General features: G+C 54.0%; 24 protein-coding genes and 2 tRNA genes. 9 read left to right on the forward strand and 17 right to left on the reverse strand.

Features of this window, described 5'->3' with window-relative positions; all coding sequences use genetic code 11:
• Positions 1 to 115 precede the first annotated feature (115 nt).
• From IEW66_RS03530 to IEW66_RS03540, 3 genes are all read right to left on the reverse strand, one after another.
• Positions 116 to 1,048 carry a deoxyhypusine synthase gene (locus tag IEW66_RS03530; RefSeq protein ID WP_188680356.1) on the reverse strand — a complete coding sequence of 311 codons (933 nt, stop codon included), beginning with the start codon at positions 1,046 to 1,048 and terminating at the stop codon, positions 116 to 118.
• 102 nt (positions 1,049 to 1,150) lie between these two features.
• Positions 1,151 to 1,714, reverse strand: a complete 564-nt coding sequence (locus tag IEW66_RS03535) for a 30S ribosomal protein S7 (RefSeq protein WP_188680358.1) — start codon at positions 1,712 to 1,714, stop codon at positions 1,151 to 1,153.
• 2 nt (positions 1,715 to 1,716) lie between these two features.
• The gene (locus tag IEW66_RS03540) at positions 1,717 to 2,145 is read right to left on the reverse strand and encodes a 30S ribosomal protein S12 (protein WP_188680360.1); all 429 of its coding nucleotides are present in this window, start codon (positions 2,143 to 2,145) and stop codon (positions 1,717 to 1,719) included.
• 453 nt (positions 2,146 to 2,598) lie between these two features.
• Here IEW66_RS03540 and IEW66_RS03545 point away from each other — a divergent pair, with 453 nt between their 5' ends.
• Positions 2,599 to 3,813, forward strand: a complete 1,215-nt coding sequence (locus IEW66_RS03545) for an argininosuccinate synthase (RefSeq protein ID WP_188680362.1) — start codon at positions 2,599 to 2,601, stop codon at positions 3,811 to 3,813.
• An 8-nt stretch (positions 3,814 to 3,821) separates the two neighbouring features.
• The gene (locus tag IEW66_RS03550; RefSeq protein ID WP_188680364.1) at positions 3,822 to 5,138 is read left to right on the forward strand and encodes a lyase family protein; all 1,317 of its coding nucleotides are present in this window, start codon (positions 3,822 to 3,824) and stop codon (positions 5,136 to 5,138) included.
• Between the two features lie 203 nt (positions 5,139 to 5,341).
• Here the strand turns inward: IEW66_RS03550 and IEW66_RS03555 are convergent, their stop codons facing one another.
• Genes IEW66_RS03555 through IEW66_RS03570 form a run of 4 tightly spaced genes read right to left on the reverse strand, consistent with a single transcriptional unit; the run spans position 5,342 to position 8,545 of the window.
• Positions 5,342 to 5,827, reverse strand: coding sequence for a CopD family protein (locus tag IEW66_RS03555; RefSeq protein WP_229657475.1), 486 nt, complete (start codon positions 5,825 to 5,827; stop codon positions 5,342 to 5,344).
• A 36-nt stretch (positions 5,828 to 5,863) separates the two neighbouring features.
• On the reverse strand, positions 5,864 to 7,027 hold the full coding sequence (ychF, locus tag IEW66_RS03560) for a YchF-related putative GTPase (protein WP_188680366.1): 1,164 nt from the start codon (positions 7,025 to 7,027) through the stop codon (positions 5,864 to 5,866).
• Between the two features lie 6 nt (positions 7,028 to 7,033).
• Entirely contained in the window at positions 7,034 to 7,474 is a 441-nt protein-coding gene (locus IEW66_RS03565; protein ID WP_188680368.1) for a UPF0179 family protein, read from the reverse strand.
• A gap of 12 nt (positions 7,475 to 7,486) precedes the next feature.
• Positions 7,487 to 8,545 (reverse strand): NAD(P)-dependent glycerol-1-phosphate dehydrogenase, encoded by a 1,059-nt coding sequence (locus IEW66_RS03570; protein ID WP_188680370.1) that lies wholly within the window; start codon positions 8,543 to 8,545, stop codon positions 7,487 to 7,489.
• Positions 8,546 to 8,645: 100 nt separating this feature from the next.
• On the opposite strand from IEW66_RS03570, the gene IEW66_RS03575 reads away from it, so the two are divergent.
• On the forward strand, positions 8,646 to 10,631 hold the full coding sequence (locus IEW66_RS03575; RefSeq protein ID WP_188680372.1) for a 4Fe-4S binding protein: 1,986 nt from the start codon (positions 8,646 to 8,648) through the stop codon (positions 10,629 to 10,631).
• Here the strand turns inward: IEW66_RS03575 and IEW66_RS03580 are convergent.
• Together IEW66_RS03580 and IEW66_RS03585 are read right to left on the reverse strand one after the other, a co-directional pair.
• Positions 10,620 to 11,516, reverse strand: coding sequence for a hypothetical protein (locus IEW66_RS03580; RefSeq protein WP_188680374.1), 897 nt, complete (start codon positions 11,514 to 11,516; stop codon positions 10,620 to 10,622). The genes IEW66_RS03575 and IEW66_RS03580 overlap by 12 nt on opposite strands.
• Positions 11,517 to 11,562: 46 nt before the next feature.
• Complete coding sequence (locus tag IEW66_RS03585; protein ID WP_188680376.1) at positions 11,563 to 12,417, reverse strand: isoaspartyl peptidase/L-asparaginase; 855 nt, start codon at positions 12,415 to 12,417, stop codon at positions 11,563 to 11,565.
• A gap of 245 nt (positions 12,418 to 12,662) precedes the next feature.
• On the opposite strand from IEW66_RS03585, the gene IEW66_RS03590 reads away from it, so the two are divergent.
• A tRNA-Val gene (locus IEW66_RS03590) sits at positions 12,663 to 12,735 on the forward strand.
• Positions 12,736 to 13,376: 641 nt separating this feature from the next.
• On the opposite strand, the gene IEW66_RS08730 is transcribed toward IEW66_RS03590, so the two are convergent.
• Positions 13,377 to 13,499 (reverse strand): hypothetical protein, encoded by a 123-nt coding sequence (locus IEW66_RS08730; RefSeq protein WP_306789758.1) that lies wholly within the window; start codon positions 13,497 to 13,499, stop codon positions 13,377 to 13,379.
• A gap of 1,236 nt (positions 13,500 to 14,735) precedes the next feature.
• Here IEW66_RS08730 and IEW66_RS03595 point away from each other — a divergent pair.
• From IEW66_RS03595 to IEW66_RS03605, 3 genes are all read left to right on the forward strand, one after another.
• Positions 14,736 to 14,969, forward strand: a complete 234-nt coding sequence (locus tag IEW66_RS03595) for a hypothetical protein (RefSeq protein ID WP_229657476.1) — start codon at positions 14,736 to 14,738, stop codon at positions 14,967 to 14,969.
• Positions 14,970 to 15,386: 417 nt separating this feature from the next.
• On the forward strand, positions 15,387 to 15,578 hold the full coding sequence (locus tag IEW66_RS03600) for a hypothetical protein (RefSeq protein WP_188680380.1): 192 nt from the start codon (positions 15,387 to 15,389) through the stop codon (positions 15,576 to 15,578).
• 283 nt (positions 15,579 to 15,861) lie between these two features.
• The gene (locus tag IEW66_RS03605; protein WP_188680382.1) at positions 15,862 to 16,221 is read left to right on the forward strand and encodes a hypothetical protein; all 360 of its coding nucleotides are present in this window, start codon (positions 15,862 to 15,864) and stop codon (positions 16,219 to 16,221) included.
• Positions 16,222 to 16,714: 493 nt separating this feature from the next.
• On the opposite strand, the gene IEW66_RS03610 is transcribed toward IEW66_RS03605, so the two are convergent.
• Positions 16,715 to 16,796 (reverse strand) — tRNA-Ser (locus tag IEW66_RS03610).
• 16 nt (positions 16,797 to 16,812) lie between these two features.
• The gene (locus IEW66_RS03615) at positions 16,813 to 17,409 is read right to left on the reverse strand and encodes a 50S ribosomal protein L15e (protein ID WP_188680384.1); all 597 of its coding nucleotides are present in this window, start codon (positions 17,407 to 17,409) and stop codon (positions 16,813 to 16,815) included.
• A 369-nt stretch (positions 17,410 to 17,778) separates the two neighbouring features.
• Here IEW66_RS03615 and IEW66_RS03620 point away from each other — a divergent pair, with 369 nt between their 5' ends.
• Positions 17,779 to 18,075, forward strand: a complete 297-nt coding sequence (locus IEW66_RS03620; protein ID WP_229657477.1) for a hypothetical protein — start codon at positions 17,779 to 17,781, stop codon at positions 18,073 to 18,075.
• Here the strand turns inward: IEW66_RS03620 and IEW66_RS03625 are convergent.
• On the reverse strand, positions 18,017 to 19,270 hold the full coding sequence (locus tag IEW66_RS03625; protein WP_188680388.1) for a replication factor C large subunit: 1,254 nt from the start codon (positions 19,268 to 19,270) through the stop codon (positions 18,017 to 18,019). The genes IEW66_RS03620 and IEW66_RS03625 overlap by 59 nt on opposite strands.
• Positions 19,270 to 19,605 carry a methionine--tRNA ligase subunit beta gene (gene metG / locus IEW66_RS03630; protein WP_188680390.1) on the reverse strand — a complete coding sequence of 112 codons (336 nt, stop codon included), beginning with the start codon at positions 19,603 to 19,605 and terminating at the stop codon, positions 19,270 to 19,272. The genes IEW66_RS03625 and metG overlap by 1 nt, the downstream gene beginning before the upstream one ends.
• A gap of 48 nt (positions 19,606 to 19,653) precedes the next feature.
• Here metG and IEW66_RS03635 point away from each other — a divergent pair, with 48 nt between their 5' ends.
• Entirely contained in the window at positions 19,654 to 21,174 is a 1,521-nt protein-coding gene (locus tag IEW66_RS03635; protein WP_188680392.1) for an oligosaccharide flippase family protein, read from the forward strand.
• 2 nt (positions 21,175 to 21,176) lie between these two features.
• Here the strand turns inward: IEW66_RS03635 and IEW66_RS03640 are convergent, their stop codons facing one another.
• The 3 genes from IEW66_RS03640 to IEW66_RS03650 are packed head-to-tail and all read right to left on the reverse strand — an operon-like array spanning position 21,177 to position 24,356.
• A complete protein-coding gene (locus IEW66_RS03640; RefSeq protein WP_188680394.1) occupies positions 21,177 to 22,367 on the reverse strand; it encodes an acyl-CoA dehydrogenase family protein in 1,191 nt (396 codons plus the stop codon).
• A gap of 39 nt (positions 22,368 to 22,406) precedes the next feature.
• Complete coding sequence (gene twy1 / locus IEW66_RS03645) at positions 22,407 to 23,363, reverse strand: 4-demethylwyosine synthase TYW1 (RefSeq protein WP_188680397.1); 957 nt, start codon at positions 23,361 to 23,363, stop codon at positions 22,407 to 22,409.
• A 33-nt stretch (positions 23,364 to 23,396) separates the two neighbouring features.
• Positions 23,397 to 24,356: a hypothetical protein gene (locus IEW66_RS03650; protein ID WP_188680399.1), complete on the reverse strand. Its 960-nt coding sequence runs from the start codon at positions 24,354 to 24,356 to the stop codon at positions 23,397 to 23,399.
• Between the last annotated feature and the right edge of the window lie 4 nt (positions 24,357 to 24,360).

The raw sequence follows: 24,360 nt of genomic DNA on the forward strand, positions 1-24,360 counted from the left end.
CTCACCACTGCCAGGGCTGATACCGCCTTTCCGGAAGCCTTATTCTGGTGAACCCTGGAGATATCACACCGGTGTGGGCATGGTCAGGCAGGATTGTTGGCAGGGGAAGCCCGCATCAGAGTATTGCACCGAACAGGAGGGGCAGTATCACCGTGGCATCGCCGTAGACGTTCACGAACTCCGCGTCCTCTCTGACCTTCTTCCATGAAATTGCCTCCTCCAGCTTGGCGCCAGAGAGCGAGCCGTCGTACTCCTGCGCCGTGGTTATGTAAACCGCATAGTCAAGGCCACCCCTGAACTGGTTCCACCAGATGGTGTGATGCTTTGATATGCCCCCACCGATCATGATCGCTCCCGTCTTCTTCGCCTCGAACACTATGTCCGAAAGCTTGTGCTCGTCCTCAAGCAGGTTGATCTTGAAGTCCCTGTGCATCTCGTAGAAGCTCCACATCTGTGAACCGACCGACCCGTCTGTCATCCCGGGCACAAACACAGGTATACCGTTCTTCGCGGCGTTGTAGAGGATTGAGGAGTCGCTCCCGAGCCTCAGACCGATCTCCTTCACTATCTCGTATCCCGCCCACTCCTTCTTCCTGCTGTAGAGTTCATCGAGGAGGGGCATCATGAAGGCCTCTATGGCCTTTCCGTAACTCTCGTCAGGTATGAACACGCTGCCGAGCCTGTTTATCCCCAGGTCCCTGAGCTTCCTATCACTGAACTCAAACGCACCGCAGTAGTAGTTGCTCACCGTCCTCGCTATGTCGTGGTCAAGGGTGCCGTTGGTCGTTATTATGACGTCCACAAGCCCCCTCTTCACCACCTCGTTAATGATCCCCCTGGTACCTGTGGATATGATGTCGGCAGGAAAGGAGAGGAATGTGGTGTTCTCCTCATCCACCATCTTCCTGATTATGGAGTAGGCGGTGTATATCTTCGAAGAGGTGAAGCCCCCGCTCCTGGCGAAGCTCTCCATAAGCTGCCCTATCGTGGTATCCCTCGATGCCTTTATGTCCACAACTGTATCCCTGAGAAGCTGGTCTCTCTGCATGGAATGAAATAGACCGGCATTATAAAGAAGTTAACTGGCGCAGCAGGGTAGCCGGCCGATATGTGGAGTTAAAATTGAGTGTGCAGGTCTTGGCCCCTGGCCTCACCTTGCAGACGCGGCTATCCTCTCAACCTCTTCCTTCCTGCTTATTGCGAAGGAACTCGTGTCGTTCCTGGCAGCCGCCATGATCTCGTCGGCCAGGCACTGAGCTATCGGCTTCTTGCTCTTGAACGAAGCGCTTGTTGCGCCTATTGCGATGTTCCTGAGGGCCACGTCCAGCCTCCTGGACGGAGACACGTCCACGGCCTTCGGCACGGCTATGCCACCGTACTTCAGCCTTGTGACCTCTTCCCTGGGTGCGGCGTTCTCTATTGCGTTCACAAGGACCTGGACAGGGTTCTGCTTGGTCCTGCTCTCAATGATCTGGAAAGCCTCGTGTAGCACCCTGTACGCGCTGTACTTCTTGCCTGTCCACTTGCCTGTGCGCATCAGTTTGTTCAGGAGCCGCTCAACAGTGTTTATGTTCCTCTTTCCCGCGGAGTAGCTGGAGTACCTGCCCCCGGTGTGCAGGTTCAGGTTGCTGGTCAGGTTGATGTACTTCACCAGGCCCGGGTCATGCACTTGCACGTCTGTAACTGTGTACTGATTGAAGAGTTTCTGCTCCATCTTCACCTCACCGTCTTCTCCTTCCTTCCCTTCACCAGCTCCTTGAGGGAAATTCCGTTGACCTTCACGACCTTATACCTCACACCCGGTATATCTCCCTTGCTTCTCCCCTTCCTGCCGCCTATGCCCTCCACAACGACCTCATCGTGTTCGTCTATGTAGTTTATGGCCCCATCACCTGGCGCGAAGGCCGTTATCTGCCTACCATTCTTTATGAGCTGGAGCTTCACGCACTTCCTGATGGCAGAGTTGGGCTGCTTCGCTTCGATTCCGATCTTCTCTATCACTATTCCCTTGGCCTGGGGTGCCCCCTCAAGCGGGTCGCTCTTTTCCTTCAGCCTGAGCACCCTCCTCTTGTACTTCGCCTTGGACCACCTGAACTTCTTCCTCTGCGCGAGCAGCTTTCCTCCAGCATTCTCACCGTTCGCCAACTTTTCCCCACCCTTTCAACAGGCTTTGACAGTGAAACACCACACCACAGCATGTGGTGCTGACTCCTTACCGATAGCAGGACTCTATATTAATCTTTTAACTCTCCAGATACGGGAGGACCGAGAAGCGGGATCTGCGTCCAAAGTGGCACCCATGAAAGAGTGCATTCCAGGCCCAGGGAGGGGCCTGGGGGATCAGGGGGATTGCCAGAGAGCCAGGCCTATGGGCAATGGGGGCAACAGGACTGTGGGGGTGTCCCCACCCCATGGGCCATGGGCACATGGGCCGCTTCCTCGCCTGGACACGTGACCGGGGATGATCGCACACACTCCATTTGTAATAATGGAGGATTGGCTGTTAAAAATTACAGAACTACTTAATTATTGACTTAATTGCATAATTTATGTCAATTAGTGTAGTAATTTTTAAGTCGTGACGCAGATTTGACCCCCATGGCTCAGAAAGTCCTCCTGCTCTACTCTGGAGGCCTGGACACGTCTGTGATGATAAGGTGGATCAAGGAGAACCTCGGTTATGACGTGGTGACCCTAACGCTCGATGTGGGGCAGGACAGCAACGATCTGGATGCAATAGCGCAGAAGGCCGTGAAGATTGGGGCGGTGGATACGATAACGAAGGACGTGAAGGAAGAGTTCGTCAGGAACTACGCCTTCAAGGACGTCAAGGCCGATGGCCTGTACCAGGGGACATACCCGCTCTCAACAGCGGTGGCCAGGCCGCTCATGGCGTCTGTGGCCGTGGAGGTCGCACATGACACCGGCTGTTCGATAATAGCACACGGGTGCACAGGCAAGGGCAACGACCAGGTGCGCTTCGACCTTGCAATAAGGTCCCTGGACAGCACCTTAAAGGTGATAGCACCGGTCAGGGACTGGAACATGAACCGTGACCAGGAGGCAGAGTATGCCAGGAAACACGGTATACCGGTGAAGAACGGAGGTAAATACTCCACAGACGAAAACCTCTGGGGCCGCTCCGTGGAAGGCTCTGACCTCGAGGACCCGTCTATGCCTGTACCCGAGGATGCCTACCTCTGGGTGACGCCCCCCTCCAAGGTGGACGGCACATTCGAGACAGTGACGCTTGGCTTCACCTCCGGCATCCCGGTCTCGCTGAACGGCGAACACATGGATCCCGTGCAGCTGGTGAAGAAGCTCAACGGGATTGCTGGATCAAGGGGCGTGGGTGCCATCGACCACCTGGAGGACAGGGTCACGGGGATAAAGAGCCGTGAGTTTTACGAATGCCCTGCGGCTGTAACGGTGCTCACCGCCCACAGGGCCCTTGAGAAACTCGTCCTGACGAGGAAAGAGCTGGAGCTGAAGCACTACATCGACAACATCTGGTCGAACATGGTCTATGAGGGCTTCTGGTTTGACCCACTCATGGCGCACATAAACGCCTTCGAGGAGAGCGTGAACACGCCTGTAAGTGGAAAGGTCACACTCAAGCTGGGCAAGGGTATGTGCATCGTCTCTGGGGTGGAGAGCCAGAACTCTCTGTACAACTACGGCCTCACGACTTACAGTTCAGTGCAGACGTTCGACCAGACCCAGGCGCCCGGCTTCATAAGCATATACGGCCTCCAGTCAGTCCTGGCATCTTCAGTCCGCTCTGTCATGAAGGAAGCCGAGATAACGCAGTGAGTGTGGCCATGAACGCAGGCAGCCCGATCTGGAAGGGTGGGCTTGCCCACACCGATGTGAAGAGTGGCGAAGACTTCACTGTGGGCAGGGATGCAACCTACGACCTGATGCTCTACCGGTACGAGGTTCTCTCCCTGATAGCCTACCACCTTGCCCTGAAGGACACCGGCCTCATCGGTGATGGCCTGAGTGACAGGACAGTGAAGGCACTGAGGCAGGTCTACGGTGAAGAGCCCAGGAGCCTTGGCGGTGCAGAGGACGTGCACACACTGGTTGAGAACATGGTCTCGTCCATCGACGCTGAATGCGGCGCAGTGCTCAGGACTCTCCTCTCCAGGAACGAGCAGGTGCACACCGACCTGAGGCTCTTCTTTGTCGACCACCTGCTCTCGGCCTCACTGGTGGCAGCTGATGCGTGCATCAGGGTCATGGGAACAAGGGGCGAGGACGGTGACATGCCGGGTTACACCCACTACAGGCAGGCTATGCCCGTGAAGTTCAGCACCTACATGGACTACGTCTCCCGCACACTTCTGAGCATTTCCGAGAGATCTCTCGCCCTGGCGGACATGCTCTCTGAGTGCCCACTCGGCTATGGATCTGGCTTCGGCTCACTGTCCCCGGTGGACAGGGGATCACTGGCAGGCATGCTCTGTATGAGGCCAGGGAGTGAAAACCCCCTCCACATGGCATCTCTTAGGGGCCTGGACGAAATCCAGGTTCTAGACCTGGTTAAGGACGCCTTCATCTCCATGTCCAGGATCGCGCAGGACCTCATAATGTGGAGTTCTGAGGAGATAGGGATACTGAGGCTGCCTGACGACTTCGTGACGGGCAGTTCCCTGATGCCGAACAAGAGGAACCCAGACTTCCTGGAAATGGTGCAGGGCTATGCGTCCATGGTGACCTCCATGGCCTTCGGGGCGTCAGCGGATCTGCTCTCGAAGTCCACGGGCTACCACAGGGACTTCCAGGTTCCGAAGTGGCATGCGATGGAGGCGCTTTTGCTGCTTGAGAGGGCAATACCCCTTTTCGGGGACCTCATCTCCAGGGTGCAGTTCGATCCTCAGAGGGCCAGGGAACTGGTGCTCAACTCAACCCACGCGACGTCCTACGCATCCTCGCTGGTGCTTGGCGGTATGCCCTGGAAGGAGGCCTACAGGTCTGTGGGCTCGATGCTTGCGGGTGGGAAGAGGATACCAGAGTCACCGGCCCCTGCCTTCAGGCCTCTGGATGGACATGAGGTCTCATCCCACAGGGATATGGTCTCAAAGAAGATCGAGGAGAGGAAGAGGCGTCTCTCAGGTCTACTTGGAAATGTCTGATGCTCCTGCAAGTGCTTATGTGCAGGGCTCCCCTGGTTTATGGGGAATGGCCATATCCGCTGTCCCCTGCCCATGAAGCTCTGCTGTTTGGTAATGCGTAGGGGACGCACGCAGATTTCCCTCACACGTCTCCGGCGACGTAGACCCCGGCGGGGGCCTCCAGAATATACGGAATCGTTTGAAAGATGTGTGGCACCCGGATATCAGAAGAACTGCAGCGACGTTGCCAGGAAGATTATCGCCACCATCAGTGCCAGTGAGAAGTAGGACATCACGTGCGTGTAACGCCTGATCCTCTGGACCTCCTGTATCTTGCCCTCCCTGGCCAGCCTCGTTATCTTGCGCCCATGGTATATGTTATTGAAGTAGATGACGAAGATCATTATACCAACGAGTATGACCTTGGCCAGGAGTATCCGGCCCCCTTCAGTGGCAAGCAGGTCGTAGTTGCCGCCCAGGTACCAGGTGGCGTTGTATATGCCCGTGACCACCAGCGTGGCTATGGTCACATGCGTGAAGTAGGCGAACCTCTTGGCCACCCTGCCCACCATGAGCGTCCTCTCCCTCTCGTCCTGTGTCACCTTGAAGGATGCTGGCCACAGGACAAGCCACATGAAGAATGAGCCGCCTACGAATATGATGGCACAGAATATGTGGATCCAGAGGACGATTATGTCAACAATCAGCACGGCAATGGTTATGCAAACGATCCTTAAACATGTTTTCTATTTCGCCCTGCTCACTATCTTTACCACGTCCCCATCCCTCAGTTCGTGCTCCTTCCCGAGGGCCCTCTTCGTCCTCCCGTCTATGGCCCTTATGAAGCCATCGCCTATCTCTGTGTGTATCATGTAGGCGAGGTCAAGAGCGGTGGTGCCCTCAGGTACCATGAGTGCGTCAGGCAGAACGTTGCCCTGAGAGTCCGTCCAGTGTGTCTCGTCCTGGACAGGATAGACAACGATCCTCCTGAGCCTTTCCTTCGCGACCGCCCTCAGGATTTCCCCGGCCCTCTTGAGCCTCCCAGACCTGAAGGCGCTCCTTATGGTCTCCAGAGCCTCTGCCTGCCTGCTGTTTGCCCTTCCAGAAACGTCGAAAGAGGTGTCTGTGCTAGATATAATGCCTAGGTTGAATGCCCTGGTCAGGGTGAGCTCGTAGTCGGCACTTATCACATCGCAACCAGGCAGTGCTTCCCTCACTTCCCTGATCTCACCATCGCTCAGCAGGTCCCCCTTGTTCGCGACCCTCACTATGGGCTTCACGGAACGGAATACCTCACCAGCGAACTCATGGAAGTCGTCTGCCCCCCATATGGACAGCCTCTGTGGGAAAACGCCCTTAGAGAGGCATGTGGAGATATCAGCCTCGCTGAGGCCAAAGGATGCCAGCTTTGTGTGCAGCGACCTCTCTATCCTCTCTCCGGATGCATCCGCCCTCCTCGAGAACCTCTCCCAGTCCCTGGCCATCCTGTCCGCAAACCAGGTCACTATCTCCCTCTCCACCTCCTCCGCCTGTGCGGCAAGCCTTTCCTTACCTCCCCTCACAGACGTGCCGTCGAAGAGGTTTATGATGGCATCTGAATTCCTTAGGGCGTCCAGGAACTCGTTGCCCATGCCCTTCCCCTGGCTCGCGCCCTCTATGAGGCCGGGCACGTCGACAACCTCAACGGGTACTGCCCTCATCCCGTTCCTGCAGAAACCCTCCCTGGGGCTGCACTTCCTCCCTATCTCGCCCTCCGGGCACCTCTCCATTATGTACGAGAGGCCAACGTTCGGCTGTACGGTTGTGAATGCGTAGTCGGCAATGTCCACCTTTATGCCAGTGAGTGCCGAGAAAAGAGTGGACTTTCCTGCGTTTGGCCTGCCAGCAATGCCTATCTTGAGCCTAGCCATCAGGCTTCACTGGATGATGGAGATGCTCACTCTCCTCATGTCGTAGCCCTTTGGGCACTCCAGCCTGCCCTCAATGGCCTTTATGGTCGCCTTCGTGCCCTCCCTCTTGTGCACCAGGTTGCATACCTCTATGTTCGGGCACGTTATGTGGTCACAATTCATGGACTTGAGCGTTATTGTGGAGCCCTCCTGCAGTTTCTTACCGAACTGCATGTTCACGTATTCCTGTATCTCCTCGACCTCCACCGTTGCAACCTGGTCCCGGTTGAACACAAAGCAGGGGTTCACCTTGTCCCTCACCTTCGTTATCCTGTAGTTCCTCCCGGGCTCAAGGTTGAAGCAGACGTTCTTTATCTTGCACGAGGCACAGCCCACCAGGGGCGTTACGAAAGTGAACTCCAGCCCTTCCCTGGCCAGGTCAACACCGATGAGCGTTATCTTCGCCATCCCGTCTTTCCCTCATATTATGCCTGTTATCTCAAGCGCCCTCTCGGCGGCACTGTAACTCAGGTCCCTCTCGCCGAGTATTGTGTACCTCTCCGGCCTTATCCTGTGTGCCGTGCTGAGCGCCTTTATCATCGTTATGTCACTGATGTTATAATCCTTTGCCCTTATCGAGAGGCGTATTTTCCTGTAGGTCTCCGCGAGCTCCTCCCACCTGCCGCCGTGCAGGTACATGGATACGACCGAACCTATTGCGCACTGCTCTCCGTGGATGCTGTTCCCGGCACCCAGCATCTCAAGCGAGTGTGCGATCAGGTGCTCGCTCCCGCTGGCTGGCCTCGAAGAAGAAGCAATGGCCATTGCCGTGCCTGAGGCGAGTATCTGCTTCATGACGAGCCACACGCTCTCTTCCACTCCTGGCATTATCAGGTGGGCCTTCTCTATCAGCTCCCTCGCCGCGTACTGTGAAAGTGCAGCCGCGCTGGTGCTGAAGTCCTCACCATGGAGCCTGTTCGCCAGCTTCCAGTCCAGTATGGCGGTCTCGTTCGAGATAACGTCTGCCGCACCCGCAGCAAGGTACCTGTAGGGTGCCTTAACCATTATGGACGTGTCTGCAATGATGGCAACTGGCATCGCTGCCTCCTCTGAGAGGTTACAACCGGACCTCTTGATCGATGCCCTCGGCGATGCTATGCCGTCATGGCTCGGCGACGTCGGTACGCTCACGAAGGGCAGGTCAAGCTCGTATGCAGCCTTCTTTGCGAGGTCTATCTTGGTGCCACCGCCCACTCCTATGACCATGCCAGCGCCGACCTCACGGCAGAACTCCTCCGCCATGTTCAGGTTCTCGGTGTTCGCCTCTCCCGTTATATGTACATGCACATCGAAGCCGGAGGACTCGATCAGTTCAGCCACGGTCCTCCCGGCCATTGAATAGGTAGTGTTCCCAGTGATGACAGCAACCGATCCCGATCTGAGGTTCCTCGAGACGACGCCTCCCACATTCTCTATGACGCCGTGCCCGACGAACACGTCCCTGGGAAAGTGCATTGTTCTGAATTTGTCGAACTCCATTCCTGCATTTGATCTTCAGGATAGATATAAAGATTGATGTCCTGGATATATGTGATACTTTTGTGTGATGCTTTATAAATCATGTTTCGATGTGCAGCCAATGCTGCTGGCATCCCTCTATTTCCTGTGGCCAGCTGCCATCGGAATGGTGATCGCGAACTCCATTTCAATCTATCTTGCACGCAGATCCTCAACGATCCTGGGCAGGCTCGTAGACTACCTCATCCTCACCATGATGAACGGGATGCTACTTGGCCCACTCCTCCACTTCATCTTTCCATATTACCTGAACTTCCCAAGGACTGTGGAAGTCTCGGTTTTCCTGATGGCTGCAGAATCCCTGCCGTTCGTCGGAAGGTTCATATCAATGGCCCTGAACGGTACGCAGGGCTCAGGGAGGCCGGTGCTTTACTTAACCGCGTCATTTGTCCTGGTCGATGAGGCCCTGATGAGCATCGACTTCAGCCTTGCCACAGCCAGAGGAGCTGCAGCAGGCTACCTGGACTTTGCACACATCATGGACTACCTCTCATCCTATTGGTTCGTTGTGCCGATGGGGCTTGAGATGGCGCTCTCCTCGGTACTCCTCACCAGGGACTTCAGGAGGGAGCATTCGGTGACATTCATGGTCCAGGCTGTGGCCATGGCGCTTGTGCCAACCGCCTTCAACCAGCCCCTATGGGTACCTGTGTCCATTTACCTCTCCGGTTCAGTGATGACAGCATACTTCATCTATATGTTCGAGCACCTCTACAGGTCAAAGGCGGTTGAAACTGGTTTCTCTGAATACCTCCTATTACTGCTCCTCATATATGGTTTCATGATGGCGGGGATTTTCCTCTGGCAGTACAGTGGAGATGCTGATATCCTCTCAATAAGCATGCTAGCTCTCATGGCTCTTTACCTGTATGGTGCCCTATGGAAAGGTGCGCTGGAGGGCAGGAAGAGGTACTGGACAGTCGATGCCAGGTGGACGCTCCTCTTCATGCTCCTCGTCTTCTTTGCGGAGTTCTTCATGGGCGCAGTCTTCGACGCGCAGTTCTTCGGGGCACGGCAATTCGTCTCTTCGCTCTCCCTCGTAGCCATTCATGGCGGCGTATCCGGAAAGATCGCATCCTCCCTCTACGACGGCTTCATGTTCCTGGCTGAGATTTCTCTGTCCACATGGTTTCTGGTCATGATGGGCATAGAGATGGGTTCCCTTGGATACTTCAAGGCCAGGGAGGCCAGGAACACCGAAAACAAAGTCAGGCTTTACCTCATGATTGCGGCATACGGCATATACTCCGTCCTGCTGCCTGACTTCATCATCCCCAACCCGTCCGCAGTGCCATTCATCGGTTGGTCAATGGGCATCGGTACAGGGGGGCCTCTTGCGCCTGTGTTCATATTGCCGATACTGCTCACCTACCTGATAAGCGGCATCCTGTCGCTCCTCTTCGGTGCCAGGCAGCTCTGCTCGGTGTTCTGCACTGCACCCCTCATGTACCAGGGGACGTTCTACAGTGCCATGAAGTCTTTCAACAGTGGCAACAGGGTGGCCAGGTCTCTAACTGTTCACGACAGGAGGGCTAGGCTCCTGTACAGGGCCACCTCGCTCATGGTTTACTCGTCACTGGCCGCCGCAGGTGCCCTCTCTTTACTTGACAGCATACACGTGCTGGACATCCGTGTCTACGGTACAGATCCTGAGTACTTCGTGTACCTCATGCTTTTCGGGGTGGCATGGTACGTTACCTTCCTGACCATGCCCCTCCTGGGCTCGTATGCCTGCATCAACACAGGCTACTGCCACTGGGGGAACTTCAACAGGTTCGTGTCAAGGTTCGGCCTGTTCAGGCTGAAGGTCCTTGACCCATCGCTGTGCGTTAAGTGCAGGGACAAGCCCTGTGCGAAGGCATGCCCGGTCGGTAACCACGCGCAGCCGGGCAGCTTCATTGCCACTGGCCAGTACAGGGATTCGAGGTGTGTTGGCATAGGCGAATGTGTTGAGGCCTGCCCGTATGACAACATTTTCTTCTATGACATAAGGGGCTGGATAAAAGAAAGGCTTAGGGGGGCACCGCGGGCCACTTCAGAGGACTGAGGGCTGGCCCTTGCCCACAGCCTCTGATACTGTGCTTATCTTTGCCAGGTCGAGGACATTTGTGAAGTAGATGAACATCGAGACTATCATGGCCACGGCCAGTGCCGCCCATGAGAGGCCGAAGGGGTGGGAAACCACCACGGGCTCCACTATGCCTATGGCCGACAGGGCGAAAATTGCGAAGAAGAGGCTCATGAACTGCCTCTCTCCACTGGTCAGGGAATTCCTGTTCTTATAGACGAAGCTCAGGAGGAGGTATATGGAGACAACCATCAGCACAGCATAGGCTGCAAGCATTATTGTGACGAACTTCCCTGGGCCCGCGAGGGCGGGGTCTGCTACCTGCATGAGGAACACGGAGAGAGAGAACCTCCTCTGGAAGCCAGGGCTCAGCCTGAAGGCGAGGAAGTAAAGCATCTCCACAAGCATGGGGGCAAGGAACAGGTAGTATGTTACAGACCTTCCGAAGTAGGCCACGTATAGCAGGCCGCCCCTCGCAGAGACATGTACTCCAGTCAGGGAGAAGAGGAGCAGGGCCATGGAGACCTCGTTCCAGGTTATGAGGCCCGATATCCCTATCACAGACATCGGTGAGGTGTAGCTCTTCTTTGCGTTCACGGCAATCCAGAAAATGTAGACGAGGGCTGCGGTCATGAGTACCATGCCGATTGTAGCTGACAGGACGGTATCGAAGAAGTCCTTCGGGCTCACTATGTAGTAGAAGAAGGCATCAAGCATGCTGCCCATCATGACAAGGATAACGATGGATATCGCGTATGGCCTGAAACCCAACTGGCCCATGTTCTTCCTGGTGTAATCGATTATCCAGACTATCAGTGGTGTCATCACCACCTCTGTGAGCACTATGAGCAATGGGCTGTACATCTGACAGGTGGTAATGTTATGCCGTCTGATAAAAGTTGGGAATGGGTCAGAAATATTCTACAGCATAGGCCATGTTGGTGTTCGAGGCTGCCACAGCCTCATCCTCGCTGACTGCTATAAGGCCGACCGAGACGTTACCAAAGGCTGCGATCTCTTCCCTTACTATGTCCTCCAGCCTCTTGGCACCTATCCTGGAATAGACCCTGTAGCACAGCACTCTCTTCAGTATCTCCTCACCTATGCCTGTGGCCACAACCGCTCCCTTCTCCCCGCAGTATATGCCGGCCCCAGGGATCGGGGAATCGCCTATCCTGCCCCTCAGCATTGGGGACGCCCCTCCTGTGGAAACCGCAGCAGCAAACTCCCCGTTCACCCTTGCCACTGCACCCACTGTGTCTGTGGTGCTCAGGAGCTCAGGCATGCTCCTCAGCACTTCCCGCATCACAGAGTACTTCTCATCTTCGCCAGTCTTCTTGCCCTCGAGCGCAGACATCATTGCCCTGTACCTCTCCCTGGCCTTCTCTGTGCTGGGGTCATAGTCCCTATGGCCCATTGCCCTGGCGAACCTCACGGCCCCGTCACCGGAGAGTATGAGGTGCGGTGTCCTCTCCATGACATCCCTGGCCACAAGCACAGGGTTCTTGACCCTCTCGATGGCCGCAACGGCACCGAAGCGCCCCGGTATCATTACGGCAGCGTCCATCTGTATGCTGCCGTCAACCCTCATGACTGAACCTGTGCCGGCGTTGAAGTCCTGGTCATCCTCCATCTGCACAACGGCAGAAATCACGCAATCAAGTGCGCTCTTTCCATTAAGCGATCTTTTCGCGTAAGCCTTGAGGCGTTCAGAGAACTGGTTGCTTGAGCCTGCACCCCCGTGCAGGACAATTGTGTTGCTCACGGGGGGCAATACTCACGTTATTTAACTTTATATTGTTTCAGCCAGTCAGTGTAACCAGGATCTATTAGGAGTTTCACTATGTCAGGGCATTGTCCCTCGGCCTTGGGGTACTTCGTAGTTGGAACTCTGCAGTGCGGTGAGCTGTGTGGCTCTGGTGTGGTCACTTAGAGCGCCATTCCATATGTCAGTTGGCCATTCCGAACCGGAAAAACGTTTAATACCGAACAGCAATCCCTTAGATCGCTGGGCTCGTAGTCTAGTTGGTATGATGTCGCCCTGACACGGCGGAGGTCACCGGTTCAAATCCGGTCGGGCCCATTTAATCTATTAATAGAGTAATTCCTACCCTGCCTATCTTTACGCCCTTATGACAACAGAGCCGGGCTTTCAGTGGCAATATTTTTCATTAGAACTTTGATTCCCTTATCTCGAGAGTTTCCTCAGGATCTCCACTGTAATACTGTATTGATGTTAGATAGTTCAGAAAAAGAATGCCGCGCCTTCTCGTTGTAATCATATAAGATTTTTGGTATCTGCTATAGAAATTGTACCGCTTATCCCTTCTAGGGCATTCCTCAGATTTCCTTTGCTTATTTATATCCTTTCAGACATTCATAAGGCATGGAACAGCATGCTCATGATTGTTTTCATATTTAGCCTAGAGATGCACAAAACATTTTAATAACTTAATATTAATAAAACTACAATGGATATTTATTCTAACCAAGTATGGAACGTTAACACTAACCCGATTTCAAAGAATCCAATAAGTACCGGAAGTGCATCTGTGGTTTTAGGCAGTAGCGCCTCTGTGACTGTAAGTGTAGGTTATAATGGGTACGATACGGGAACCGTTTCTGGTGGAAATGCCCTTCCCTATGGTGAATTCGATTGGCAGCACTCGTTTACTATGCCACAAATAGTGAAGCCAGTGTAGAGGGGAGTGTTACTGTTCAATTCTATATGTGGTGGACAGAAGGCTGGAACACTTTCTCGGTGTTTCCGACATTTATATACATTCTTTTCTTTGCGTCTACAGCGTTTCTGATTTCTGCATCGACTTCCAGGCCGTCACTGTCCATATTAATTAATTTCCTCGTGGTTGCCTTTCTCTATTTTTTGTGGATACTATTAGTACACCTTTTGAATGTCGCTTTTATTTATCGAATGTTGGGTATCAAACAAAATTCATCAGCAGCTTTCTTATTAGAAAATGAAGAAAGCTATTTCATCCCAACTCAGGGGTATAACAATTCAATAACACCTCTGGGAAACCCTTCGGTGGTCGGCTTTAATTTGCAGAATTTGCTAGTATATTCATTCAATGGTATGCAGAGTTCGTTATTTCATTCCCTTGAACTGAGCCTTATATTTATGATACCTACATTTTCTACACCGTAATTGTTTTCTTTGTATTGAATTGGCGTATTTCTAATCTTAAGGATAATTATTGAGACAGCGTGTCCTTCCAACACACTCTGACTAACTTAAACATTAACAGCATCTTCCAATAATCTCGTTAAGCAAAATTGTGGCACTGAGTGAGGATCAGAAATATATATTGTTGCATCATGATAATAAGGAAAGTTAAAGAAATAGCCTCACAAGGCAGAATGGTATGTAAATATGATGTGAACCTCGATTCTGATAGGGTAAAAATTGACAGAAATAAAAAGGGGCCCAGCCGCTAAGAGAACGGAATTGACCGACCTTCAGGCTAGCTTGATTGTGGGATGGAGAGACGAACCTGTGGAGTTGAGAAAGGTCGTCATTGAGTCAAACCACGGATAAAGGGAAAAATCAGAAACATAATATTCTATTATAGAAATAAAACCTCATTTTACAAAGCTCAAATATAAATATATATTGTTATACTGGAAGATCCTGATGATAAATCTAGACGGTCATTATACTGTGGCAAAGGTCATGCAAGATCACTGCAGCTCCACACCGGTGGCACATAATATGTACTGTTCACGAGTTCTTACTGCTTAATCTAGGCGAGTTCTTACTGCTTAATCTAGGCCACAAGTGCGTGGAGTAGAAGCAGGTTTTTAGAAGAAAACCTTTGGAATTAGCCCATCCTCTGTGCTTGCAGCTGTTGTGTAGTTTTATTGCGGACTGTGCTACGAAAACTTTAGTACATGTAATGTACACCCCATCTAGTTTCATTTATGTTGACCGTTTACGGTTTTTATTTAAATAAGGGTGGTTGGCCTTATGTGCTTCTTATATTATAGTTTTTGAATTATATTAGTCAACATATATGACTAGCAGATTCTGCAGTATGAGATGCGTATTATTTGGGGGTGAGCAATGTGTTGGTGAATAGGAGAGTTAGCGTGAGACTCTATCGCGGAGATACTTATGAGGGTATACTGAGGAAATCAGAGATGCCGGGCTTCCTGCACCTGGGGCAGAGGGTTGCAGGTGGAGTGGTTGACAGGTACATACATCTCGATGATATAATGTACTTCTGGTATTTAGTTAATGGAAAGAAAAAGATATACGAGGTTCGCGTGGTAAACCGTTTCCGGGGGTTTTTAGCTTAATCCCACCACATCTTTTCGGACTGGCACCTTGAGAGGGGGGGTGTGCTGTAAATGTCTGAATCCGTTGGTAAGGATATAGGTACAGCCCTGGCTATAATCTTCCTCGTCTCTGCCCTGGTCATCCTGCCGCTGTATGTGTCCTACTATTTCTTCAGGTGGTGCAGGTAAGGACCCTGAAGCCGCCCCTCGTCGTCGTTGCAGGCTCGTTGCAGGCGCTCTATTCGTTTCACCAATAAACCCAAGCAGTTGCGGTGAAAACCTGGATCTCGCACAGCTGGCCTTTTCCATGCTTATGATAGGGGATGCCATGCTCTTCTGTGAATGGGTCGCTGGTCAGATCTACAGGCTGGCAATAGGCAAGAAGGGCAGGAAGAGGCTTAAGAAGATCTACAATACCATGGATTCGTTAGGAATGCTGTGGCGGAACACCACCTGGTCCTGGCTGCAGTGTCGCCTCTCCCGTTCATCCTACTCTCGCTGATAGACTTCAGCTGGATCAGTGGGGCTGCGGCTGACGATTTTTCAACCTTCTGGTACCTGATCTTGCTCTTCTACCTCTTTTCCGCTGTGGCAATCACCTTCGCATGGATCGAGGAGACTTTCGGGTGAGGCTGGAACAGATCTGGGCAATACTCCATCCCAGTTCATCAGTCCTGACCTCTCCACCTTGCTTACATGGAACAGTGTGCCACTCCGTTCATATGGTATAACGTGTGGAAAGGGCCGGGTACCCTATACCATAGTAGGCGTGCATTGAAAATGGCCTTGGAGACGTGTGGTATGCAAGCGCAGGCCTCTCAGGATCGGTGGTCTGCCCCTATTAGGCGGGAAGATCCACTAACCGTATTATGTGATTCACTCAATTTTATGTATTTAACAGAACTGAGATCTCATGGACTTCAACGAAGCGTGGTACAGGATCCTTGATTTTGCGAGAACGCACAAGAGTGTGAAGACGCTAGTGAGGAAGACCGAAAACGAGATCGTTGGAGTGAGTGAGAGTGAGATAAGGGCAGTTTCGAGCGTCCGGAGGAGGGGGCGTCTATCCAAGGAACGCGTGCTCCGGAAGGAGGAGTTTGAAATTGCCTGGAATATGCTGTTTTCCAAGGGTAGCGTCAGCTCGAGAGACATTTCACCGGTACTCATGGGCAGGAGGCTCATTATACTGGCACTCATGGCCAGGGCACTCGGGCTGGAATGGAAGACAAGGCCGGTGACGGTATTCATTGGCAGCGAAGGCCACCAAGCCTGATCCGTGGCCCGTTGCCTGGTTCACCATATGGGGTATGGGCCAGCCAGCAGCTTTTACTCTTCCCTGCATCTTTGATCTTCATCCAGTATCCTGCGAACTCTCTCTTTGGCTCCATCGTTGCCAGGCTCAGCTGCCCTGCAATGGCCCATCAAGGGGCAGAATGCATCCGCCACAGGATGCTGGGAGGCGCCACTCAACGTACCACACTGTCATGGCAGTTGTCAGATCCTTAAAAGCAAGGAATCCGGACGGAACTGCACCTTTCCTGCCATTATCTGAATGTCCCAGCACTGCAGGCCGACCACCTACACAGGAGGAAAAGCTTCCAGGAGAGGCCTCTGTTCTCGATCTGGCCTGGAGTGTTCACATCGCTTCATGGGGAAAACATGGGCCTCCTGGCCCTGACGACCGTACAGTACACGAACAGGCTCGATCAGGCATGCCGTCATGGAAACGCCGCCAAAAGGCCAAGGTATCTCTGGGCCGTAACAAGCGCCGCGAGAGGGATTCGAACCCCCGATCCACTAAGGGAACCAGATCTCAAGTCTGGCGCCGTACCACTGGGCCATCGCGGCACTTAATAAATGGAGTTTACCTTCTCAGCCTCCCATTTGCCCTTATGGAAGGCCTGCTCTTGGCACTGCCCTTCCTGCCTGTGCGGAGGCCCCTGCCCTTGTAGCCAGCAGACGTGAGGCCCCTGTATACTCTTCCCTTGTGCTGGGGCTCATTTATCCACCCGAGGTTCTTGTCCGCCATGACGTCCGGGCAGACAGGGTCGACCATTATGACCTCGTAATACTTGTACTTCCCGTCCTCACCAACGTAGTATGAGTTGAGCACCTCGCAGTTCGGGTACTTGTCCGCGGCCCTCTCCTCCGCTATCCACTGGAGGCTCTTCTTGGGCGTGAGCTTGTTGTAGGCCATCCTCCTTGGCCTCCTCCCACCCATGATCTTGGGCCTGTTCAGGCCTCCGCGCCTGACCCTTGACCTTACAACGAATATGCCCCTCTTTGCCTTGTAGCCGAGTGACCTCGCCCTGTCGATCCTTGTCGGGTACTCGAGCCTCACCACCGAGGGGCCGTTGCGCCACTCTATCATCCTTTCCTTGTGAAGCCTGTATATTTCCGACTTCTTCAGGCTCTTCCAGGCGTCCCTAACGACGGAGTATGTTGAAAGTGTCTCTGCCATCTGAATCAGCCTTTGACCGTTACGTAAGGCGATAACTAAGATACCTATAAATATGTTGCCGGCACCAGGATGCTGCACAGAGAGCACCCTCCATGGCCCACGGTGTGAACCATGTACGAAATCAAGAGGCCCAGGTACCGGCAAGGGCCCGGGCATTCCCCGGCTGCATGGGCCTGCCATGAGTCCAGGGGGTGCGGGAGCACTTCGTTGTGTGCCATTATCGCTTACATTTTCAATCCTGGCAGGAGCATACCTTGCGCACCCCCACATGCAAAACTGCATTTGGTGGTTATCCACCATTCCAAACATGTCTTTTTAAAGGTGTGGGGCCAACCGTAACCTAAAATTGGCAGACGCTATGACATGCCATTGAAGTCCTCCAGGCTCAGGAAAAGGTACATACTTGTGGAATGCCAGAACAGAGAGGCGTTACTCTCCATGGAGGCCAGGGTGTCACCCCTGGGGGTGAGGCGGAAGTACTGGAGGGGCAGGTACGCGATTTACCTGGCCAACCAGTTCAACAAGAACGATGCCATTGACCTCATGAACTCCGTTGATGGTGTCAGGACGCTTCTGACCAGCGGGAGCATAAGGAAGCTCAAGGGCCTCACTGGGAACGGAGGAATGCCTCCTCCTTATCAGAGATATGGAGCCAGGAGGCAATAGCATCCCATAACCTCTTCCTCTTCCTCAGCTCGGAGAGTATCCACAGGCTCGATGAGGCTGCTTCGTTGCCCATGTGGCAGAGCATCCTGAACTTCATCAGGAGGGAGTTCCTGGTGTTCCTGCTCTCCCTCATGTCAGACATCTTCTTCACGTAGGATGGGAACTGGTACTTCACAAAGTGTTCGTTCCTCTTCCCTATGAACTGCGCTGACGAAGCTGCGATCTCCTGTGCGTACATCCTGAACGCGAAGTGCTGCTTCCTGCTTACCCTCCCCAGGAAGACGTCCGCGCGTGAGAGGATGTCGTATGCGGAGGCAAGGTCATCTGGCTCCTTAGCCTCCTCGTGGAGGTTCTCGTCCATCCACATGACCAGGTCCTCCGCCTCCAGGTCGCTCTCATCGATGCTCCTCAGCGCCACGTCCAGGTTGCCGGACTTAAATATGCTCTGCATCACGTCGAACGGGGTCTTCTTCGTATCCCTCCTCATCACGTCCGCTGTGGACGCTACCATGCCAGCAATGTCGTTTATCATGCCCCTGATGTCCGTGCCGTTCCTGTCCATGATGGCCTGGATCTGGTCCTGCGAGAGCCTTATGCCCTCCTCCTCGCCTATCTGCTGCAGCCTCCTGGTCAGGCGCTGCCTGTAGCTCCTGTAGTCCAGGTCATTCTTCCTCCTGTACGGCTTGAACTCTATCACCATCGAGTTCTCCAGCACCTCCCTGGCAGCGCCCTTCCTCCTGAACTCGTAGAAGTCGTTCATTGTTATGACAATCGGGTTCCTGGAGACCCTCAGTACCCTGGCCAGTTCCGAGAGGCCACCGGCGTCCCCACCCGATTCCCTGCCCCTCCCCTCAAAGAAGTTGTCCGCCTCGTCAATGAGTATGAGCCTCAGGCCCTCAGTGCCTGTGCCCGATATGTCCCTGTACAGGGAGGCCATCAGTGCAACCCTCCTGACACCGTCCCTGTTCCTCTGGTCAGAGGCGTTCATCTCGACAATGGGCCAGCCCATCTCACCGGATATGGCGTAGGCCATGGACGTCTTCCCGACGCCAGGCTCCCCGTAAAGCAGTAGGGCCTTCTTGGTGACCTCGCCCCCCCTCCAGGCCTGGCACCACTCCCTGACCTGCCTGACTATCGAGTCCGGAGCGATAATCTCCTCCAGGTTCCTGGGCCTGAACCTCTCCGTGCTCAGCATCAGGAAACCCTCAGTCCCTCTCCTATTTCTCTGTCAACCGTGAGCAGGGCAAGCCTGTCTTCCGTCTCAACCGCAAGGAGCATGCCTTGGCTCTCAAGGCCCATGAACTTTGCTGGCTTCAGGTTTGCCAGTATTATTATTGTCTTCCCCACGAGTTCCTCCGGTCTGTAGTAGTCCGCGATGCTTGATATGATCTGCCTCTCCTCGCTTCCAAGGCTTACAACGAGCCTGAGGAGTCTCTTTGATTTCTCGACCTTTTCACAGTGCTTCACAAGCGCTGTCCGTATGTCCAGCTTCTTGAAGTAGTCAATGTCAACAAGTTCCTCAGCGCACATGTGCCAGCTAATCACTAAATTTATTTAACAACTGCGTTACGTCCAGCGTTGTTAAGCTCCCGCTCACCAATGCTGGTACTGCAGAGCGCTGTGAACGGCATACTGGGCTACATAGGGCTGTTCTTTGTAACACGCTTCATAGGCGCCACTGCTTACGGTTACCTCGCGTTTGGCATGGGGTTCGCTGGCACCCTCTTCTTCATGAACGACCTGGGCTTCTCGCAGGCGCACATAAGGAACATATCATCGGGGGCCAGCTTCAGGGAGGCCAACGAGACGTTCCTGGCGATCAAGCTCCTGCTTGGAGGCATCTTCGTCATCGTTGTCATCTCTGCACTGCTCATCTGGACCGACATTCTGCACAAGGGCTTCCAGAACCCTGTTGAGTTCGACGTGATCCTGGCACTCATACCCTACTACTTCTTCCAGAACATGCTAGGCTTCTCCAACGCGTTCTACACGGCACGCCTGCACTCCGCCAGGATGAGCTTCCCCGGGCTGGTGGAGGCCACATTCAGGAACTCCACGTTCATAATCATAGGTGCCCTGGCCCACTTCCATGTCATATCGGTGGGTGAGGCACTGGGTGGTCTCATCCTGTCGATAATATACAGCGTCTCATACACCTTATACTTCACGGTCTCCTACCTTATTGGACGGCCCTGGAACATCGGCAGGCCCAGGCTCACGCTCCTGAGGAGCTACATGGCCTTCGCCCTACCCCTTGCAGTCTCCTCGTCCCTGTCCACGGTGAACGGCAACATTGACAAGGTAATTGTACAGTTCTTCTGGCACGCGGATGCCACAGGTGCCTTCTATGCATCGCAGAGGATCGTGACGATCATAACCACGATGTCCTCTTCCCTCTACATATTCTTCCTCCCCCTCTTTGTGAGGATGCTGGGCTCAAGGGAGGACTTCGACACATCGGTGCAGGAATACGAGAGGATAGTCTCGCTCTTTGCACTGCCAATAGTGGTGGCGTTCATAGTCATGCACCTCTACATAACGAACCTCTTCACTGCAGCATACGACAGTTACTCCGAAATGCTGATGTTCCTCTCTGCCAACGCATACATTGCTGCTGTAACGATGCCATACTCATCTGCCCTCACGGCGGAGAACAAGACATGGGTGGTTGGCAGGATATCGATATATGCGGTAATAGTGAACATAGCCCTGAACCTGCTCCTTGTGCCGCCCTCAATATTCGGCTTCAGGGCAATATCGCTGGGCGCAACTGGCGCATCGGTCAGCCTGCTGAGCGCAACGCTCTTCAGCAGCTTCCTCTACCGCTACAGGGTGTGGAGGGACAAGGGGATCGGGTACCCGAAGGGGATAACAGTGCAGGCTGTCCCTGTGGCCGCCCAGGCAGCTTTCCTCTACATCTGCTCCAGGGTGCTGCACCCCTATGACATACTCATCCTGGCGCCCGTCCTAGCCGCATCGGTCATAATATACCTGGGCTTTGCCGTGCTCCTGAGGCAGATAACCATAGGCCAGATCTTCATGTTCATAAGGATGGTCAACCCGAAGAGGATAGTCTCGGGCATGAGGGAGGAGAGGTAGAGTCACCTAATGTATTCCCTACCCAGCGTCTCCCTTGCAATTATGGTTTTCATCACCTCCCTGGAGCCCTCCGCGAGGAGGAAGGACCTTATTCCCCTGAGGGCCCACTCCTCGGGGCAGTCCTTGGAGTACCCGTAGGCCCCCTGCCACTGCATGGCATCGTTTATGGCCTCGAAGGCCCAGGTGGTTGATATCAGCTTCGCGATCGCAACTTCCCTGCTCACCTGAAACCTGGAGAACTTCCCGTGCCTCTGTTCCTGGTCATAGGTCCAGAGGGCCCTGTACCCCATGGTGAGGGCCGCCTCCATCCTGGCCACGTCGTCGGCCAGCTGGAACTGTAGACCCTGGAACTTCGCGATAGGCGAACCAAAGGCGATCCTGCTCTTCATGTATTCTGCACCGTTGGATATGGACTTCAGTGCAGTTGCCGCGCTTATCACGGCTATCAGTGCCCTGGCGAACTCGAACCCCTCATGGATTATCTTGAACCCCTGGTCAACGCTGCCTATCACGTTCTCCTTTTGCACACGGACGTTTTCGAACGTTATGGCGCCCCATGATGAGCCCTCCCTCCCCATCTCCTCCAGGTACCGCACGGACATGCCGTCGCTGTACGGGATGAAGAGCAGGGTCACCCCTCTGGAGCCCTTGTCAGGGCTTGTCTTCGTGACAGTCACGAAGCCACCTCCAATTTCTTTGACGTCCCTCACCAGGCTTATGAAGCTCTTCTCCCCGTTCACCACATACATTCCGTCCTGGAGCGTAGCTGTTGTCCTCATGGAGGCTATGTCGGATCCGAAGTTAGGTTCCGTGGACGCGATGCCGACTATTTTCTTCCCCCTGGCAACATCTGGCAGTATGCTCTCCCTGAGCTCGCTGCTCCCGTACTTGCTCACAAGGTAAGACCATGCGTTGTCCACAAGGAAGAGGACCGGTATGGAGCATGTGGGATCCGCCCTGGCGATCTCCTCCGCTGCTATTCCAGTAGTGACCGCATCTGCCCCCATGCCGCCGTACTCCTGCGGCACGGTCATGCCGAGGAGCCCCATCCTGGCAAGGCCATCGTAGACCTCCTTTGGGATCCTCCTCTCCCTTATCATGTCCCTTATCCTTGGTGCGATGGTCCTTGTGCAGAACTCTCGCACGCTACTCCTGAGTAACTCCTGGTCCTCTGAGAACTCGAAGCTCAGCATACTGGAAGATGGCAAAGGTTTTAAAATAAGGTTGCGGGGTCAGGATACCCTGATCCTGGCCCTCTCCGGGTCCCTGGCCAGCAGGGCAACCCTGCTGTCACTCCTCTCGCCCGCTACCTGGTACCCGGTCCTCTCGGCCAGTGCCCTGGAAAAGTCCATTATGTCGGCATGGGAAGGCATGTTCTCTATGCCGAGCCTGGCAATGGACTGGCCCACGTGCACATAGCCCTTGGGCTCTATGAAGTCTGGCATGCCTATCATGTCGAGCCTTGCGTATTCATCCACATAGGGCATGTTCACTCCCTTGACGAGTGTGTGCCTTATGACTTTTCTCGTGTCGAGGGAGGGCAGGAGCTCAAGCGTCCTCATGAGGTTCTGCCACCCGTTCCCTATGGCAGGGCTCAGGAGCTCCTTGAATATCTTCTCGTTCGGGGCCGCCACTGTGACGTAGAGCTGGGTCGGCAATGGATCGAGCTTCTCAAGCACCATCGGCAGTGTCCCGTTGGTGACAAGGAAGGTGGTCATGCCCCTCCTGTGGGCCAGCTCTATGAACTCACCGAGCCTTGAATATAGCGTCGGCTCCCCTGTGAGCGATATGGCAATGTGCTTCGGCTCCATTGCCTCCTTCCACCTCTCCTCGCTCACCTTGGGGTTGCCCTTGAACCCTGAGAGGAGCTTCTTGTGCTGCCTTATGCTCTCCTCCAGTATGAACTCCGGGTCGTCCTCATAGGATATGTGCATGCTGTCGAACCCCTGGAAGCGCCAGCAGAAGGAGCAGTTCTCTGTGCATGCGTTCAGTGCTGGGGTCATCTGTATGCACCTGTGAGACTGGATGCCGTAGAAGTCCCCCTTATAACAACCTGGCCCGCCGGTGAGCTCGCTCTTAGTCCAGTGGCACACCTTAACCGCGGAGTGGCTTCCCACAAGGCCGTAGTGCTGCTTTTTGTAGATCTCGGTGTAAGCGTTCAGGGCCTCCCTCTTCTTGACTGTGATCATAAACGGTACTCAAATTCGGCAGAATATAAAAATTTAGTGAGGTGCCTGTTGTTCGGGCCCATTCCGGTATGCCTGCTGCCTGGCCATCTCAGGCACCGGAATGGCCTGGCCTATCCTTATGGACCAGGTGCGAAGCTCCATTGAGACGCCTTCCACGATCCTGAAGAAATCCGGCCTGACTATGTCAGGGACGAACGTGCCCAGGTGGAACGACCTGCCGTAAAGCCTCTGGGGCATCGCCATGGCCACTGTCCTGTCCGCAGTGATGCCGTTCACTAGGCGCTCCACAACCGGGTTGCTGAAGGACGCAGCGTAGATCCTCTCTTCCCTCGATATCTCAGAGACCCAGTCCTCGCCACCGCCTATTATGTTTGTGTCGTCATAGAACACTGCCCTGAAGTTATCCTCCAGCAGATATTTCATCTCCCTGGTCCACTTGACACCCAGGGACGTTATCACCGGGTCATGGGAAATGTCTATGTACTCAGGTGGCACCAAGCAGTCCAGCTGGTAATAGGTAAGCGGCATGGCGCTGCATATCTCCTCGAAGGATGAGAGAAAGCCCTCCGTCGTGACCTTCTTCTCCACGGCGAAGTCTGGCATCCTCCCGTAACTGCCGGCAAGTGCGCTCCAGAGGTTTTCCTCATCACTCCTGTGGTACCTGAGGTATACAGTGTAGACGCCTTCCCTGATCACAGCACCGTCAATGACAAGGGATGGCACCTCGTTGATCCTCTGGAATGCCTCTATCAGCGGGGATCCCCTCAGGTCCCTGGCGCTCTTTACCGCCCACCTCGTCTTTAAGGAATCACTGACCTCAAGGCCACCTGTGGCAGGCATGTTGTAGATGCCTATGCCCCCATCCCTGGTGAGCCTGAACCTGACGGCCACGTTAATTCCGTGCCTTTCAGAGACTGCAGTGAACTCATCATCGTGATAGAAGGACAGCACAGCCCTCCTGTCCAGCCTCGTCCCTATCTCTGAGGGAATCATAAGA

It is taken from the genome of Thermogymnomonas acidicola (genome assembly GCF_014646795.1).
In the GTDB taxonomy this organism is placed as follows: domain Archaea; phylum Thermoplasmatota; class Thermoplasmata; order Thermoplasmatales; family Thermoplasmataceae; genus Thermogymnomonas; species Thermogymnomonas acidicola.